The sequence below is a fragment of the Streptomyces sp. NPDC051219 genome, assembly GCF_040682335.1.
Taxonomy (GTDB): Bacteria; Actinomycetota; Actinomycetes; order Streptomycetales; family Streptomycetaceae; genus Streptomyces.
The window spans coordinates 46,426-60,500 of sequence record NZ_JBFBAS010000016.1; the positions used below are offsets into that span (position 1 = coordinate 46,426).

The window sequence follows — 14,075 nt, forward strand, 5'->3', positions numbered from 1 at the left end:
CATCAGTGGGCCGGTTTCAGGGGGAGCAGCGCGCTGATCCGGAAGCCGCCGCCCGGCCGCGGGCCCGCGTCCAGCGTGCCCCCCACCATGCCGACGCGTTCGCGCATACCGATGAGGCCGTGGCCGCGCCCGTCGGCGCCGCCGTCCTCGTACATCTCGTGCGCGGCACCGCGCCCGTCGTCCTCCACGAGCAGGCCGAGCCCGTCGTCGAAGTAGACGAGCCGGACGCTGGCGCCCGCGTCGGGACCGCCGTGCTTGCGGGTGTTGGTGAGGGCCTCCTGCACGATGCGGTACGCGGTCAGCTCCACACCACTCGGCAGCGGTCGCGGCGTTCCCTCGACCTTGAAGTCCACGGCCAGCCCCGCCGTGCGTACCTGCTCGACCAGGTCCTCGATCTGCTCGACGTCGGGCTGCGGTACGTACTCGCCGCCCTCCTGCGGTTCACCGGTGCGCAGCACGCCCAGCAGGCGGCGCATCTCGGCCAGTGCCTGCCGGCCCGTGCTGGAGATCGTCTCCAGCGCCTGCCTGGCCTGGTCGGGCGCGGCGTCCATGACGTACGCGGCGCCGTCCGCCTGCACCACCATCACGGAGACGTTGTGTGCGACGACGTCATGGAGTTCGCGGGCGATACGGGCCCGCTCTGCGGCGACCGCGACCTTCGCCTGTGCCTCGCGCTCCTGCTCCAGGCTGGCGTTGCGTGCCTCCAGCTGCGCGAAGTACGCGCGACGGGTGCGCATCGAATCGCCGAGCACCCAGGCGAGGGCGAACGGCACGATCAGGATCGCCATGAGGGAGAGCCGGCCGACGGGGTTCGAGGTCGGCTCCGGCCAGCGCAACTGCGCGAGTGGCGCCGCGCACAGTCCGGCGATCAGGGCGACCCGGGACACCCAGCGCCGGCCGTCGCTCGCGGCGACGGTGTAGATGATGACGAGCATCGCCCAGTCGGCCGGGTTGACTTCGACGTCCAGCACGAGCTGAGCCGCCCCCGCGGTCACCGCGAGTGCGAGCATCCACTCCGGCGCGCGGCGGCGCAGGGCGACCACGGTGCAGAGGATGAGGATGATCGGGACGGCGGCGATGCGCGATGCGGTGTCCATCGGTGCCTGGACGACCCACAGCACGGAGAACCCGAAGAGCATCACAGCCCAGAAGCTGTCGACACTCGTCGGGTGCCTGCGGATGAAGTCGTAGAGGCGTTGCACGTAACCCAGCGTAGGGACAGCCAATAGGTGCAGGGGTCAACCGGAGGAGCGATCCGATCGTCCGGCGCGTACTCCCCAAGGTGGAGACAGAGCCTAGCCTTGGCCTTGTGACAAGCGAATGGCGAGGGTGGCGAGAGGCGGCGGAGTCCGCCCTGTACGGTCCGGACGGCTTCTACCGGCGCGCTGACGGGCCCGGTCCCGCCGGCCACTTCCGTACCTCGGTGCATGCCTCGCCGCTGTATGCGTGGGCGGTCGCCCAGCTTCTGACCAGGGTCGACGCCGCGCTCGAGCACCCGGCGGACCTGTACCTGGTGGACATGGGCGCGGGCCGGGGCGAACTGCTGACGGGTGTACTGGCGGCACTGGATCCGGCAGTACGGGAACGGATCCGGCCCTACGCGGTCGAGCGGACCCCGAGCCGCCCGGCGGAACTGGACCCCGGCATTACGTGGCTGGAGGAGCCGCCGACCGGAATCACCGGGCTGCTCTTCGCGAACGAGTGGCTGGACAACGTCCCGGTGGACGTGGCGGAGGTGGGCGAGGATGGTATCGCCCGGTACGTCCTGGTCGGACCGGACGGTACGGAGAAACTGGGCGACCCGGTGTCCGGGCAGGACCACGCCTGGCTGACGAGGTGGTGGCCACTGCCCCCGGTCCCGGGCCTGCGTGCGGAGATCGGCCTGCCACGGGACGAGGCGTGGGCCGAGGTGGTGGGCTCGGTGGAGCGTGGCCTGACGGTCGCCGTCGACTACGCCCATACGCGGGAGGCGCGCCCGCCGTTCGGCACGCTGACCGGCTTCCGTGAGGGGCGCGAGGTGAAGCCGGTGCCGGACGCCATGTGCGACATCACCGCGCATGTCGCCCTGGACGCGTGCGCCGGTCCGGACGCGATTCTGCTGACGCAGCGGGAGGCGTTGCAGGCCCTGGGCATCTCGGCTGCCCGTCCGCCCCTGTCGCAGGCGCGGACGGAGCCGGCCGCGTACCTACGTGCCCTGGCGGCCGCGGGCGAGGCGGCTGAACTGACGGCCAGGGGAGGCCTGGGGGACTTCGGCTGGCTGCTCCAGCCGGTGGGCATCACCTCGCCGCTTGGCGGCTGAAGCGTGTCCTTCGGCCGGGCCGGATCAGTTAGCGAGGTTCGGGCCCGCCCGTTCCGGCCTGGCCAGGGGGACAATCCCTAGCCCGTTCGCCGTCCTTGCGGAATTCCTCCACCCCGACGGTCCCCGCTCCGGTGACCTGCGTAAACGATCAAGCGAGCGCAGCCCCTGCGCTGCCTGGGTGATACCTGTGCCGATACGTCATGTTGCGAATGTGACGGACTGTCGGTTGCCTCGAAACTGGAGCACAGCAGAGGCGCCGCGCAGACAGGCCGGACACTGCTCCGTTGGAGGATCTTCATGCGTAAGGCACGTGTTGTCACCTGTACCGGCTTGGTTCTCGGCGCCCTTGGTCTGTCGGTACAGGCCGCTGCCGCCGTCGGCGACTCGGACATCCACATCCACCCGCGCAACGCCTCTCCGGGCTCCACGGTCACCGTCAGTACCACGGCCTGCGGCCCGGAAGTGAGCTACGGCAAGGGGCAGTCCGACGCGGGAGGGGCATTCCACCTCTTCGAAGGCGACCGCAAGGGTGTGCTCACCGGTGAGTTCAAGCTCCCGGAAGGGGTCCGGGCCGGCAGCGACACAGTCACCTTGAAGTGCCCCCCGCGGATCAAGGTCACGGATACGTACCAGGTCACCGACCGCCCGAGCGGCGCGGTCGACGCCGGTTTCGGGGTCGCCGATGACCAGGGCACGCAGATCGCCCTGGGCGGTGCGCTGCTCGCCGCAGCCGCGGCCGGAGGTGTGGTCAGGATGCGCCGCCGCCCGAGCGGTGTCCGGACCTGACCGCCGGCTCCCGCCACAAGAGGCTCAACCGCCATGGACAACGGGCAGGGGCACGACAACGGGCACCGGACCAGCGCTGCCCCTCCCCCGTACACCCCATCGCTCAGGCTTCTGGCCTGCGCGATGGTGGCGGGTACCTTGCTGGTGACCAACGGGGCACGCGACGACGAGCCACCGCAGCCCGCGGCTGCCCAGGCCCTCACCACCTCTGAACGGCCCGCCCCCAGCACCACCGCCTCGGCCACCCTCCCCGGCCTCCGCCCGCTGCCCCCGTCGGATCCGGTCCGGCTTCGGGTCCCCGCCATCGGCGTGGACGCCCCCATGACAAGACTGGGCCTCGACGCCGCCGGGGCACTACGGCCTCCGCCCGCCGAGGCGGGCGGCCTCGCCGGCTGGTACGGCGGCGGCACGGCTCCAGGCTCGGCGGGGACGGCCGTCACGACCGGGCACGTGGACACCCGCACCGGACCTGGCGTCTTCCACCGACTCGGCGCCCTGACCAAGGGCGACACCATCGAGATCAGCCGGCAGGACGGGCGCACGGCCGTGTTCGCCGTCTACGCCGTGGAGCTCTACGACAAGAAGGAATTCCCGGACGAGAAGGTCTACGGCAGCTCCGAACTGCCGGAGCTACGGGTGATCACATGCGGCGGCGACTATTCCAAGGACACCGGCTACCAGGGCAACGTCGTGGTCTACGCGACGCTGGACGCGGTGGAATAACCTGCCCGCGCTCTTCTTGAGCCCCCTACGCCATCCACCGGTCGGGGCGGGCCTCCGCCCGGCCCGTGCGGGAACGGTCCGCCTGTTCCGCCAGCAGCGCCGCCGCTTCCCCCGCCTCGCGCAGTCGCGCCGTCACCGTCTTGTTCGCCCCGGTGTCCACGTGGACGTCCGCGAGGCCGCGCCGGCGTTCCCAGGGGCCCTGGGTCAGCCGCACGCTCTGCACCTTCGCGTGCGGGACCACCTCGACACGCCGGCACACCCGCCCGTGCCGGGCCGCGAACACCGTCGCGTCGGCAGCCAGCCCGTACCCCTTCCACCACAGCGGGACGCACCACCGCGCCGCCCGTCCCGGCGAGGGCGAGAAGGCGAGGGCTCCCAGATCGACCCCCGGCAGGACCCTGGCGATGACGCGCTCGGCGACGGCCCGCTCCGCGACCGGGAGCAGGACGTTGTTCGAGGACCCCGCGACATCCAGCTCCACCCGCACCCAGCCGCGCCGCCGCCACAGCAGCGGTTCCACGATCCGCACGGTCTGGACCCTGCCAGGCGGCACCGTCTCGTGCGCACGGTCGAGCAGGCCGTGGTCCAGGCGCAGTCCGTCGGGGGATTCCGCGACGGTCCAGTCGTACTCGCCGATGAAGCGCCCGGCGCTGGCCGCCCACATGCCGCCGAGGAACGGCAGGGCCGTCGCGATCGCCACCCACGGACTGCCGCTGAGCCACCAGACGACCGGCGGAACGACGAGCGCCGCGAACAGCGCACCCCACGTCCCTCCGGTCAGCAGCAGCGACACGGCAAGGATCCTCGGCTGTACGCGGACCAGTTCCCGGACCGGCGCCTCGCCGACCTCCGCCGCGTCCTCGGGTGCGAATCCCGCCGCCCGGGCCAGAAGTTCGGCCCGTAGCGCGCGTGCCTCCTTCTCGCCGAGGTAGGCCAGCTCGTCCTTGTCGTTCGTACCGATGACGTCGAGCTTGAGCTTGGCCACGCCGACGAAGCGCGCCAGCAGGGGCTGGGTCACGTCGACGGCCTGCAGCCGGTCGAGCCGGATGTGGGCGGTGCGCCGGAAGAGCAGACCGGTTCTGATCCGCAGTTCCGTGTCGGTGACCGCGAAGTGGGTGACCCACCAGGTGAGAAAGCCGTAGAGGCCGGCCGCCGGTATCGCGATGCCGACGATCAGCAGGCCGGTTCCGACCGTCAGTCCCTCGACCCAGTGCTGTGCCTGGCGGAGGTCGTGGAAGGCGATACCGGCGACGACCGCTATCGGCGCCCAGGCCCGGCGCAGCGGCGTGACCGGATGCAGCCGCCGCTCGCCCGCGCGCTCCGGCCCGCCCACCTCTCCGCGCCCGGGTTCATCCACCGTTCCGGTCCCGGCGCTCACAGTCCCGCCGACCTGGCTTCGCCCAGCTCCGTGAGCCGGTCGCGCAGCCGGGCCGCCTCCTCGGGCAGCAGTCCGGGAATCCGCGCGTCCGTCGCCGCGGCGGCCGTGTGGAGCTGGACGCTGGACAGCCCGAAGCGGCGCTCCAGCGGCCCCGACGTCACCTCGACGAGCTGCATGCGCCCGTACGGGACGACCGTCTCCTCCCGCCACAGCACGCCCCGGCTGATCAGCAGGTCATCGGCGCGCTCGGCGTACCGCCAGGACCGCCAGTTGCGCCCGAGCATCACCCAGCCCCACCCCAGGAGCGCGAGCGGCAGCAGCGCGAAGACCGCCCAGCCCGGGCCGACGAAGACCCCGAGCAGGGTCCCGGCCGCGACGGCGATCACCCCGAGCCACCCCACGAGCAGCAGCCGCCGCATGCGGAGCAGCCCTCCGGGCAGCCCGCTCCAGCGCGGTCCCGCCTCTTCCGACTCCGGTACTGCCGTCCCCGTTTCCATGCTCCCAGCGTAGGGCTGAGAGAATGTGCGTATGACGGAGACCACGGTCGGCATCGGCGGCGCCGCGGAGAGCACCGACATGGTGCTCAACATCGGGCCCCAGCACCCATCCACCCACGGTGTGCTGCGCCTCCGCCTCGTACTCGACGGAGAGCGGATCGAGCACGCGGAGCCGGTCATCGGCTATATGCACCGTGGTGCGGAGAAGCTCTTCGAGGCGCGCGACTACCGGCAGATCGTGATGCTCGCGAACCGGCACGACTGGCTGTCCGCCTTCTCCAACGAGCTCGGCGTGGTGATGGCGGTCGAGCGCATGCTCGGCATGGAGGTCCCCGAGCGCGCGGTCTGGACACGCACGCTGCTCGCAGAGCTGAACCGGGTGTTGAACCACCTGATGTTCCTCGGCTCGTATCCGCTCGAACTGGGCGGAATCACCCCGATCTTCTACGCGTTCCGGGAACGGGAGGACCTCCAGCACATCATGGAGGAGGTCTCCGGCGGCCGGATGCACTACATGTTCAACCGGGTCGGCGGCCTCAAGGAGGACCTTCCGGCGGGCTGGCTCGGCCGCGCCCGCGACGCGGTCGCCGAGGTCCGTTCCCGCATGGGCGTGTACGACGACCTCGTCCTCGGCAACGAGATCTTCCGCGGCCGGACCCGTGGAGTGGGCGTCCTCTCCGCCGAGACGGTCCACGCGTACGGCGTCAGCGGCCCGATCGCCCGCGCCTCGGGCGTCGACTTCGACCTGCGCCGCGACGAGCCGTACCTGGCCTACCCGGATCTTCAGGACACCCTCAAGGTCGTCACCCGCACCGAGGGCGACTGCCTGGCCCGCTTCGAGTGCCTGCTGGACCAGACGCACAACGCGCTGGCCCTCGCGGACGCGTGCCTCGACCGGATGGACGAGCTGCCGCCCGGCCCGATCAACCAGCGGCTGCCGAAGGTACTGAAGGCCCCCGAGGGCGCCACCTACGCCTGGACCGAGAATCCGCTCGGCATCAACGGCTATTACCTGGTGTCGAAGGGCGAGAAGACCCCGTACCGCCTCAAGCTCCGCTCCGCGTCGTACAACAACATCCAGGCGCTGACGGAACTCCTGCCCGGCACGCTGGTCGCGGACATGGTGGCGATCCTGGGCTCGCTCTTCTTCGTCGTCGGCGACATCGACAAGTGACGGCCCCGGCCGGGCGGGTGCTCGCGTCACTGGCCGTACTGGTCGCCGCCCTGCTGGTGTTCCATGCCCAGGTGCCCAACGCCGTGGGCAACCTCGGCAGCCTGCTGGAGGTTTTCCTGCCCTGGCTCGGCCTCGCGGTCCCGGTCCTGCTGGCCCTTGCTCTGCTGCGCCGCTCGGCCGTCGCCCTACTGGCCCTGCTCCTCCCCACCGCTGCCTGGGTCAACCTATTCGGCGGGCTGCTGCTGCCCGAGAACCGCGGGCCACGGGACATCACGGCGGTCCAGCACAACGTCAGCGACGAGAACGCCGACCCGGCGGGTACGGCGAGAACCCTGGCCGAGGCCCGGCCGGATCTCATCGCGCTGGAGGAGCTGACGCCCGCCGCGCTGCCGGCCTACGAGAAGTCTCTCGCGCCCGCCTATCCCCACCACGTGGTCGAGGGCAGCGTCGGCCTCTGGTCGAAGCACCCGCTGACGGACAGCCGCCCGGTCGACATCAGGCCGAAGGGGATCGGAGCGGATACCGAATGGAACCGCGGCCTGCGATCCACCGTACGAACCGCGGGGCACGGCGAGATCGCCGTGTACGTCGCGCATCTTCCGTCCGTACGCGTCGGGTTGAGCGGCTTCGGCTCCGACTGGCGGGACGAGAGCGCCGGCCTGCTGGGCGCGGCCGTCGCAGCGGAGCCGCTGGACCGGGTGCTCCTGCTGGGGGACCTCAACAGCACGGTGGACGACCGGGGGCTGTCACCGGTCGCGTCACAGATGACCACAGCGGGCCAGGGGTTCGCCTTCAGCTGGCCGGCGTCCTTCCCGGTGGCCAGGATCGACCACGTCATGACGCGAGCGGCGACGGTCACCAGCCTGTGGTCGCTGCCCCGGACGGGTAGCGACCACCTGCCGGTCGCCGCCCGTGTCAGGCTCTGAATCAGAAAACGGCGACGATGAGCAGTTGGCCGTGGGTGTCATCGACCGCCCACGCCCGCCTCACGATCCGCGCTCCCGGCGTGCCCGGCACACAATCCCGCTTCCTCGCCATGCGGCTCGCCGGGGCGCTCCCCCGCCATGCCCTACCGGCATGAGCGTCCGAGGTCAGGTCCCGTCACCGCGGCCGGCTTCCGCCTCGCCAACGGCACCGGCTTCAACTTCAGCTTCAGCCTCAGCCTCAGCGGTCAGGAGATCGCGCTGCGCAGCCGGGCCACGTCGATCTGTTCCGTCTCGTCGTGTGCGGTGAGGTCGATGACCTGGCCCACCATGCGGTTCGCGGGCGGGAGCGCCTTGAACTCGCCGGCGCCCGCCTCGGCCTTGTGCGCGGCCAGGGCCTCCGCACCCACCACATCGGCGAGGTCCTCGTTCTGGACGGCCTCGATGGCCTTCGCACCCGCCTTCGTACCGAAGAAGTCGAAGCCGCCTTCGACGCGCGAGGCGGAGCGGCGGGCCGGAGCGTACGGGACGATCGCCGCGGCGGCCGGGACCGGGCGGCGTGCGGGGAGGGCGGACGACGGCCGTGCGTGCTCGGCGCCGGCGACCGCCGCGTGCTTCCCCTGCGGCTCTTCCACCTCCCGCCGGCGCTCCGCGAGATCGCGGCGGCGGGCCTCTTCCACCGTGCGGCGCGCCTCCTGCGCGGCCGCGTTGCGGGTCAAGTGCCGCAGCGCGTCGGCCGCGCGGACGTAAGCGGCCGGAGTCGGCGCTCCGCTCGCAGTGCGGTCGTCGGAGGCGGCGGGGAGTTCCTTCGCCGGGGACGCGGCTTCGATGGCGAGCAGCCGACGGCCTTCCAGCGCGCTGGCGCGCTCGGTCTCGGCCGTGGCGTACCGGCGCAGCAGTTCGGCGTGCTCACCGCGCAGCCCCGCCAATTCCACGCGCTTGGCGCGCAGTTTCGCGTCCAGGCGGGTGCGCAGCTCGCGGGATTCCTCGAGGTCGGCCTCGAGCTCGGCTATTCGTTCCTCGGTCTTCCACTCGTCGGCCGCCCGGGCACGGGTGAGCTCCGCGACCTTGCGGCCGGCGACGCGGTCCCAACTTCGCATGAGGGCGGAGCCGACGACGGCCGTGGCTGCCGCGGCGGCGACCAGGAGGCGGAGCGCCACCGGTTCCGCAACCAGCCAGGCAACGGCGGCGCAGGCGAGAGACACACCGGCGACCGTCGACGGCGTGAGGAGCCTGTGCAGGGGTGGGGAATGGCGGTGGCGTCCACGTGGCATGGCCTGAAATTTACCGTGCGTAGACGGCGCGTGGGGCCCTGCCCGGCAATCTGTTTCCCGGGAGTTACCTGCTACGCGCCGCTCCGCGTCGTGATTACTTCTTCAACAGACCCTTCGACTCCAGATAGGCCTTCGCCACCTCGGCCGGCTTGGCCCGCTCCGCGTCCACCTTGCGGTTCAGTTCGACCAGATCCTGAGTCGTCAGCGTCTTCGTCAGCTTGCCCAGCACCTCCGCTATCTCGGGCGCTCCGGCGTCCTTGGCATTCAGCACCGGCAGAACGTTGTCCGCGTTCTGCAGCTTCTTGTCGTCCTCCAGGAGGACCAGCCCGAAGCTCTCCAGAGTCGCGTCGGTGGTGGTGGTCAGGACCAGCTGGTCCTCACCGTCCTTGACCGCCTGCTTCGCCTGCGGAGTGCCGACGCCCTTGGGGTCGATACCGGCGACGTCGATACCGTATGTCTTCTTCAGCCCCGGTGCGCAGAACGGACGGATTTCGCATTCGTCACCCGCCGCGATCTTCACCTTCAGCTTGGACCTGCCCAGATCGGAAAGCGTCTTGAGCTTGTTCTTCTCGGCGAATTCCTTGGTCACCGCGAAGGCGTTCTGATCGACGGCCTCGCCGGCGGGCAGGGTTTTGAGTCCGAGCGGAGAGCCGAGCTTCTCCAGCGCGGCGACGGTGGCGGCGGCGTCGCTGGACGCGACCGGCTTCTCCTCCGGCGCCTTGGGGCCGTTCACCTTGGCGTTGAGGAATTCGGCGAGCGTCGCGGCGTATTCCGGTACGACGTCGATCTCGCCCTTCTCCAGCGCGGGTTCGTACAGCTCGCGGTTCTTCACCGTGGTGACGGACGTGCCGTAGCCCGCGTCCTTGAGGATCTGGGCGTACAGCTCGGCGAGGACCTGGGACTCGGTGAAGCCGGCCGCGCCGATGACCAGCGCGCCCTTCTTGCCCGACCCGGCGGACGCGCTGTCGCCGCCCTTCTCCTTCTCCAGGCTGTCACCGCCGCATGCGGCGAGGGAGCCCGCCAGAGCTGCCACGCCCAGTACCGCACCCGCTATGCGCGAGGTCTTGCTCATGAGGTTCTCCGTCCACAGCACAGGTTGAACAGCAAGAGTTGAGCACAGTCGTCATACGGTCCTCCGCAAGGGGCCGAACAGCCGGTTCACCGCTACGAGCACGCCCTCGACAAGGAGGGCGAGCAGCGCGACGAGCAGGGCGCCCGCGACCACCTGCGGGGTGTTGTACGTGTTGAAGCCCGCAGTGATGATCCGGCCCAGCCCGCCCTGGCCGACCATGGCGGCGATCGTCGCGGTGGCCACGACCTGGACCGACGCGGACCGGAGCCCGGTCATGAGCATCGGCCGGGCGAGGGGGAGTTCGACGCGTACGAAGAGCTGGCGGCCCGACATCCCCATCCCCCGGGCAGCCTCCACCACCGCGCGGTCCACCTCTCGCATCCCCACATACGTGTTCGTCAGCAGCGGCGGCACGGCGAACAACACCAGCGCGGTGATCGTCGGCACATACCCGGCGCCGCGCAGCGGCGAGACCATGAACAGGGCGAGCACCGCGAAGACGGGTATCGCCCGCCCGACGTTGGAGATGTTGACCGCGAGCGCACCTCCCTTGCCGATGTGCCCGAGGTACAGCGCGACCGGCAACGCGATCACGCAGGCGAGAGCGAGGGCCACCCCGCTGACGTACACATGCTCTCCGAGCCGGTTCCAGACCCCGCCCTCACCGGACCAGTGACTGCCAGTGGCCAGCCAGGACCACGCGTCGGCCATGACACCCATCGCTCAGCCCACCTTCGCCGAGCGAGGTGTGCGTATTCGGGTCCAGGGCGTCAGCAGCCGCTGGAGCCCGAGGAGCAGCAGGTCCGCGACGACCGCCAGCAGCACACACAGCACGGAGGCGGCGAGTATCTGCGCCTTGAAGAAGCTCGGCAGCGCACCCTCGATGAGATTGCCCAGACCGCCCTTGTCGACAATCGCCCCGACCGTCGTGAGCGCGACCGTCGACACCGTGGCGATCCGGATGCCAGCCAGCAACGCGGGGAGCGCCAAGGGGAGTTCGACCTCCCACAGCAGCCGGCCAGCGCCGTACCCCATGCCCTCGGCGGCCTCCCGGGCCTCGGCGGGCACCGCCTCCAGCCCGGCCAGGATGTTCCGCACGAGAATGGTCAGTGAATAGAGCACCAGGCCGGTGATCACGAGCGCGGCCGAGAGTCCGAAAACCGGCAGCAGCAGCGAGAACATGGCCAGTGAGGGAATCGTGTAGAGCACGGTCGTCAGTCCCAGGACCGTGCCGGCGAGCCTCCGGCTGCGCCGCGCCAGCAAAGCCAGCGGGAATGCCACCGCCAGTCCTATCAGCACCGAAACCACCGTGATCCAGACATGCTGCACGGTCGCGTCCGTCAGCTCCTGCCCCCGGGAACGGACGTACTCCCAGCAGATCCAGTCGTTCGTCACCAGGCAGTTCTGCTCGGCCATTCCGTCCCACCCCCGTCCCGAACGCACGTATGAGCACTTGTCGGCGACCCTATCCCCGGCCACTGACAATCGCCGAGAGCCCTTTCATTCCAGCAACACGGCCTTCACAAAACCTTGGCCGTCCTCGGCGACAATGGGGAACCATGATCCGGTTCGAGCACGTCACCAAGCGGTACGACGACGGAACAATCGCCGTCGACGACCTTTCCTTCGAGGTCGCCGAGGGTGAACTCGTCACGTTCGTCGGACCGTCGGGCTGCGGCAAGACGACCACCATGAAGATGGTGAACCGGCTGATCGAGCCGTCCGAGGGCCGGATACTCCTCGACGGTGCGGACATATCCGCCACCGACCCGGTCCGTCTCCGCCGCCGTATCGGCTATGTCATCCAGCAGGTCGGTCTGTTCCCGCACAAGACGGTCCTGGAGAACACCGCGACCGTCCCCCACCTCCTCGGCTGGCAGCGCGCCAAGGGGCGCGAGCGAGCCGCCGAACTGCTCGACCTGGTGGGGCTGGACCCCTCGGTCTACGGCGACCGCTACCCCGAGCAGCTTTCAGGCGGCCAGCGCCAGCGCGTAGGGGTGGCGAGGGCGCTGGCGGCCGATCCGCCCGTACTGCTGATGGACGAGCCGTTCGGGGCCGTCGACCCGGTCGTCCGTGAGCATCTGCAGAACGAATTTCTCGCGCTCCAGAAGGCCGTCCGCAAGACCGTCCTCTTCGTCACCCACGACATCGAGGAAGCGGTCCGCCTCGGCGACCGCATCGCCGTTTACGGGCAGGGCAGGATCGAGCAGTTCGATCCGCCGGCCGCCGTACTGGGTGCACCCGCCACCCCGTACGTGGCGGATTTCGTCGGCGCGGACCGTGGCCTCAAGCGGCTCTCGGTGACTCCGATCGAGCAGGGCGACCTGGAACAGCCGCCCGTGGTCCACCTCGACGACCCGGTCGGCCGGGTGGCTGCCAAGTTGGCCGCCGAGCATGCGCGCTGGGCCGTGGTCCTGGACGGGGACGACAACCTGCACGGGTGGATCTCGGCGGATCGGGCGGCGTCCGCCACCGGCCCCGTACGCGAGCACGCCCGCCGGATGGAGGCCTGGCTGCCGGTCGGGGCCTCGCTCAAGCAGGCCTTCGCCACCATGCTCCAGCACGACGCCGGATGGATCGCGGTCATCGACGAGGGCAGTGCCGGCCGGTTCCTGGGTGTCCTCACCCCCGCCAGGCTGCACGAGGCGCTGCGCCGCTCCACCGCCGCCGACGCGCAGGACGTGCCGCGCGAGCAGGTTGCGGTGGAAACGGCCGGGCACCCCCTGACCGGCGGGATCAGGCGGTAATCCGGCCGCTGAGCCACTCCAGTGCGGGCGGGATCTCGCGCCGCCAGGTGTTGAAATTGTGGCCGCCGCTGTCGAGCATGATCGACGAGACCCGCCCGGGGGCCTTCACCTTGTCGATGAACTTCAGGGTGTCCTTGAGGTTGCCCTCGCCCTCCTTGCTGCTCGTCACCAGGAAGGAGGTGTTGGCGGGGGGCAGGTGGTCCAGGCTCCACAACACATCGGCTCGCTGTCGCAACTTGTTGTCGCCGTGGAAGAGGTCGCCCGTCGTCGGGTCTTCGGCGGCCTTGTAATACGCGGACAGTCCCGCGCCGGCGGCGAAGGTGTCCGGGTGGTGCAGGGCGAGCTTCAACGCGCAGTAGCCACCGGTCGAGTTGCCGATGAAGCCCCAGTTCTCCGGCTTGGTACCGACGCGGTAGTACCCGGAGACCGCCTTCGGCAGGTCCTTGGCGAAGAAGGTCTCAGTCTGCGGTCCGCCCGGTATGTCCACGCACTCGGTGTCCCGCGGCGGCGCGACCGTCGGACGCAGCATCACCAGGATCATCGGCTTCATCCTGCCCGCCTTGGCCTGCTTGTGCGCAGTCTGAGGGTACTTGAGTCCTTTGATCAGGTTCTCCGCGGTGCCGGGGTATCCGGTGAGCACCACAGCGGCGGGGAAGTTCTCCTTGCGGTGCTCCGGCTGGAAGTACTCCGGCGGCAGATAGACGTACGCCGCGCCGACGATTCTCGACCGCTCCCCCTCGATCACCACCTTCTGGATCTGGCCGCCGACCGCCGGGTCGGAGCCGCCCGGGACATCCAGCTTCTGCGTCCCGACCACCTTGACGTCCTTGGCTCCGGCGGAGTGGTTCTCGACCACCCCCAACTCGGTTTCCTGTCCGAGGAGGTCGGCCCAGGAACCGTAGAAGAGGAACGACTTGTTGGCGGCGAGGCCCACCGCGGAGAAGAGCGCGAGCTGCGCCGCGAGCAGCAGGCCGACGCGGCCGAGCACGGCGCGCCAACCGCTACTCGCGAGCCGCGGCCAGCACCACACCGTGGCGACGAACAGCAGCACAGCCACCAAAACGGCCAGCCCCAGAACCTTGTTACTGGTGAGACCCATGAGCAGTTCAAGACCTTCTGGATGAGTTTTTCCTGAGAGCGAGTGAACCCGCTCCCCCTGACTGCCGTCCTAGTGGGCGCAAATCGTCCGGATGCGACGTTCG

Annotated in this window: 14 protein-coding genes; 6 read left to right on the forward strand and 8 right to left on the reverse strand. The window is 70.2% G+C overall.

The annotated features are described in order from the left end of the window. Positions 1-2: 2 nt before the first annotated feature. Positions 3-1,202, reverse strand: coding sequence for a sensor histidine kinase (locus AB0M62_RS19565; RefSeq protein WP_366075495.1), 1,200 nt, complete (start codon positions 1,200-1,202; stop codon positions 3-5). Positions 1,203-1,309: 107 nt separating this feature from the next. Between AB0M62_RS19565 and AB0M62_RS19570 the strand changes: the two genes are divergently transcribed. From AB0M62_RS19570 to AB0M62_RS19580, 3 genes are all read left to right on the forward strand, one after another. After that, positions 1,310-2,299 (forward strand): SAM-dependent methyltransferase, encoded by a 990-nt coding sequence (locus AB0M62_RS19570; protein WP_366075496.1) that lies wholly within the window; start codon positions 1,310-1,312, stop codon positions 2,297-2,299. A 297-nt stretch (positions 2,300-2,596) separates the two neighbouring features. Continuing rightward, positions 2,597-3,085 (forward strand): sortase, encoded by a 489-nt coding sequence (locus AB0M62_RS19575; protein WP_366075497.1) that lies wholly within the window; start codon positions 2,597-2,599, stop codon positions 3,083-3,085. Positions 3,086-3,208: 123 nt separating this feature from the next. Continuing rightward, complete coding sequence (locus AB0M62_RS19580; RefSeq protein ID WP_366075607.1) at positions 3,209-3,808, forward strand: class F sortase; 600 nt, start codon at positions 3,209-3,211, stop codon at positions 3,806-3,808. Between the two features lie 25 nt (positions 3,809-3,833). On the opposite strand, the gene AB0M62_RS19585 is transcribed toward AB0M62_RS19580, so the two are convergent. Then, positions 3,834-5,165 carry a PH domain-containing protein gene (locus AB0M62_RS19585; protein ID WP_366075498.1) on the reverse strand — a complete coding sequence of 444 codons (1,332 nt, stop codon included), beginning with the start codon at positions 5,163-5,165 and terminating at the stop codon, positions 3,834-3,836. Between the two features lie 17 nt (positions 5,166-5,182). Beyond that, entirely contained in the window at positions 5,183-5,683 is a 501-nt protein-coding gene (locus tag AB0M62_RS19590; protein WP_366075499.1) for a PH domain-containing protein, read from the reverse strand. Positions 5,684-5,714: 31 nt separating this feature from the next. Between AB0M62_RS19590 and AB0M62_RS19595 the strand changes: the two genes are divergently transcribed. Beyond that, on the forward strand, positions 5,715-6,857 hold the full coding sequence (locus AB0M62_RS19595) for an NADH-quinone oxidoreductase subunit D (RefSeq protein WP_366075500.1): 1,143 nt from the start codon (positions 5,715-5,717) through the stop codon (positions 6,855-6,857). Continuing rightward, the gene (locus AB0M62_RS19600; protein WP_366075501.1) at positions 6,854-7,783 is read left to right on the forward strand and encodes an endonuclease/exonuclease/phosphatase family protein; all 930 of its coding nucleotides are present in this window, start codon (positions 6,854-6,856) and stop codon (positions 7,781-7,783) included. The genes AB0M62_RS19595 and AB0M62_RS19600 overlap by 4 nt, the downstream gene beginning before the upstream one ends. A 245-nt stretch (positions 7,784-8,028) precedes the next feature. On the opposite strand, the gene AB0M62_RS19605 is transcribed toward AB0M62_RS19600, so the two are convergent. From AB0M62_RS19605 to AB0M62_RS19620, 4 genes are all read right to left on the reverse strand, one after another. Next, positions 8,029-9,054 (reverse strand): hypothetical protein, encoded by a 1,026-nt coding sequence (locus AB0M62_RS19605; protein ID WP_366075502.1) that lies wholly within the window; start codon positions 9,052-9,054, stop codon positions 8,029-8,031. Between the two features lie 94 nt (positions 9,055-9,148). Further along, complete coding sequence (locus AB0M62_RS19610) at positions 9,149-10,126, reverse strand: ABC transporter substrate-binding protein (RefSeq protein ID WP_366075503.1); 978 nt, start codon at positions 10,124-10,126, stop codon at positions 9,149-9,151. Between the two features lie 51 nt (positions 10,127-10,177). Continuing rightward, entirely contained in the window at positions 10,178-10,846 is a 669-nt protein-coding gene (locus AB0M62_RS19615; protein ID WP_366075504.1) for an ABC transporter permease, read from the reverse strand. 3 nt (positions 10,847-10,849) lie between these two features. After that, entirely contained in the window at positions 10,850-11,542 is a 693-nt protein-coding gene (locus tag AB0M62_RS19620; protein WP_366075505.1) for an ABC transporter permease, read from the reverse strand. Between the two features lie 143 nt (positions 11,543-11,685). Between AB0M62_RS19620 and AB0M62_RS19625 the strand changes: the two genes are divergently transcribed. Next, complete coding sequence (locus AB0M62_RS19625) at positions 11,686-12,873, forward strand: betaine/proline/choline family ABC transporter ATP-binding protein (RefSeq protein ID WP_366075506.1); 1,188 nt, start codon at positions 11,686-11,688, stop codon at positions 12,871-12,873. On the opposite strand, the gene AB0M62_RS19630 is transcribed toward AB0M62_RS19625, so the two are convergent. Further along, positions 12,863-13,972 carry an alpha/beta hydrolase-fold protein gene (locus tag AB0M62_RS19630; RefSeq protein ID WP_366075507.1) on the reverse strand — a complete coding sequence of 370 codons (1,110 nt, stop codon included), beginning with the start codon at positions 13,970-13,972 and terminating at the stop codon, positions 12,863-12,865. The genes AB0M62_RS19625 and AB0M62_RS19630 overlap by 11 nt on opposite strands. Between the last annotated feature and the right edge of the window lie 103 nt (positions 13,973-14,075).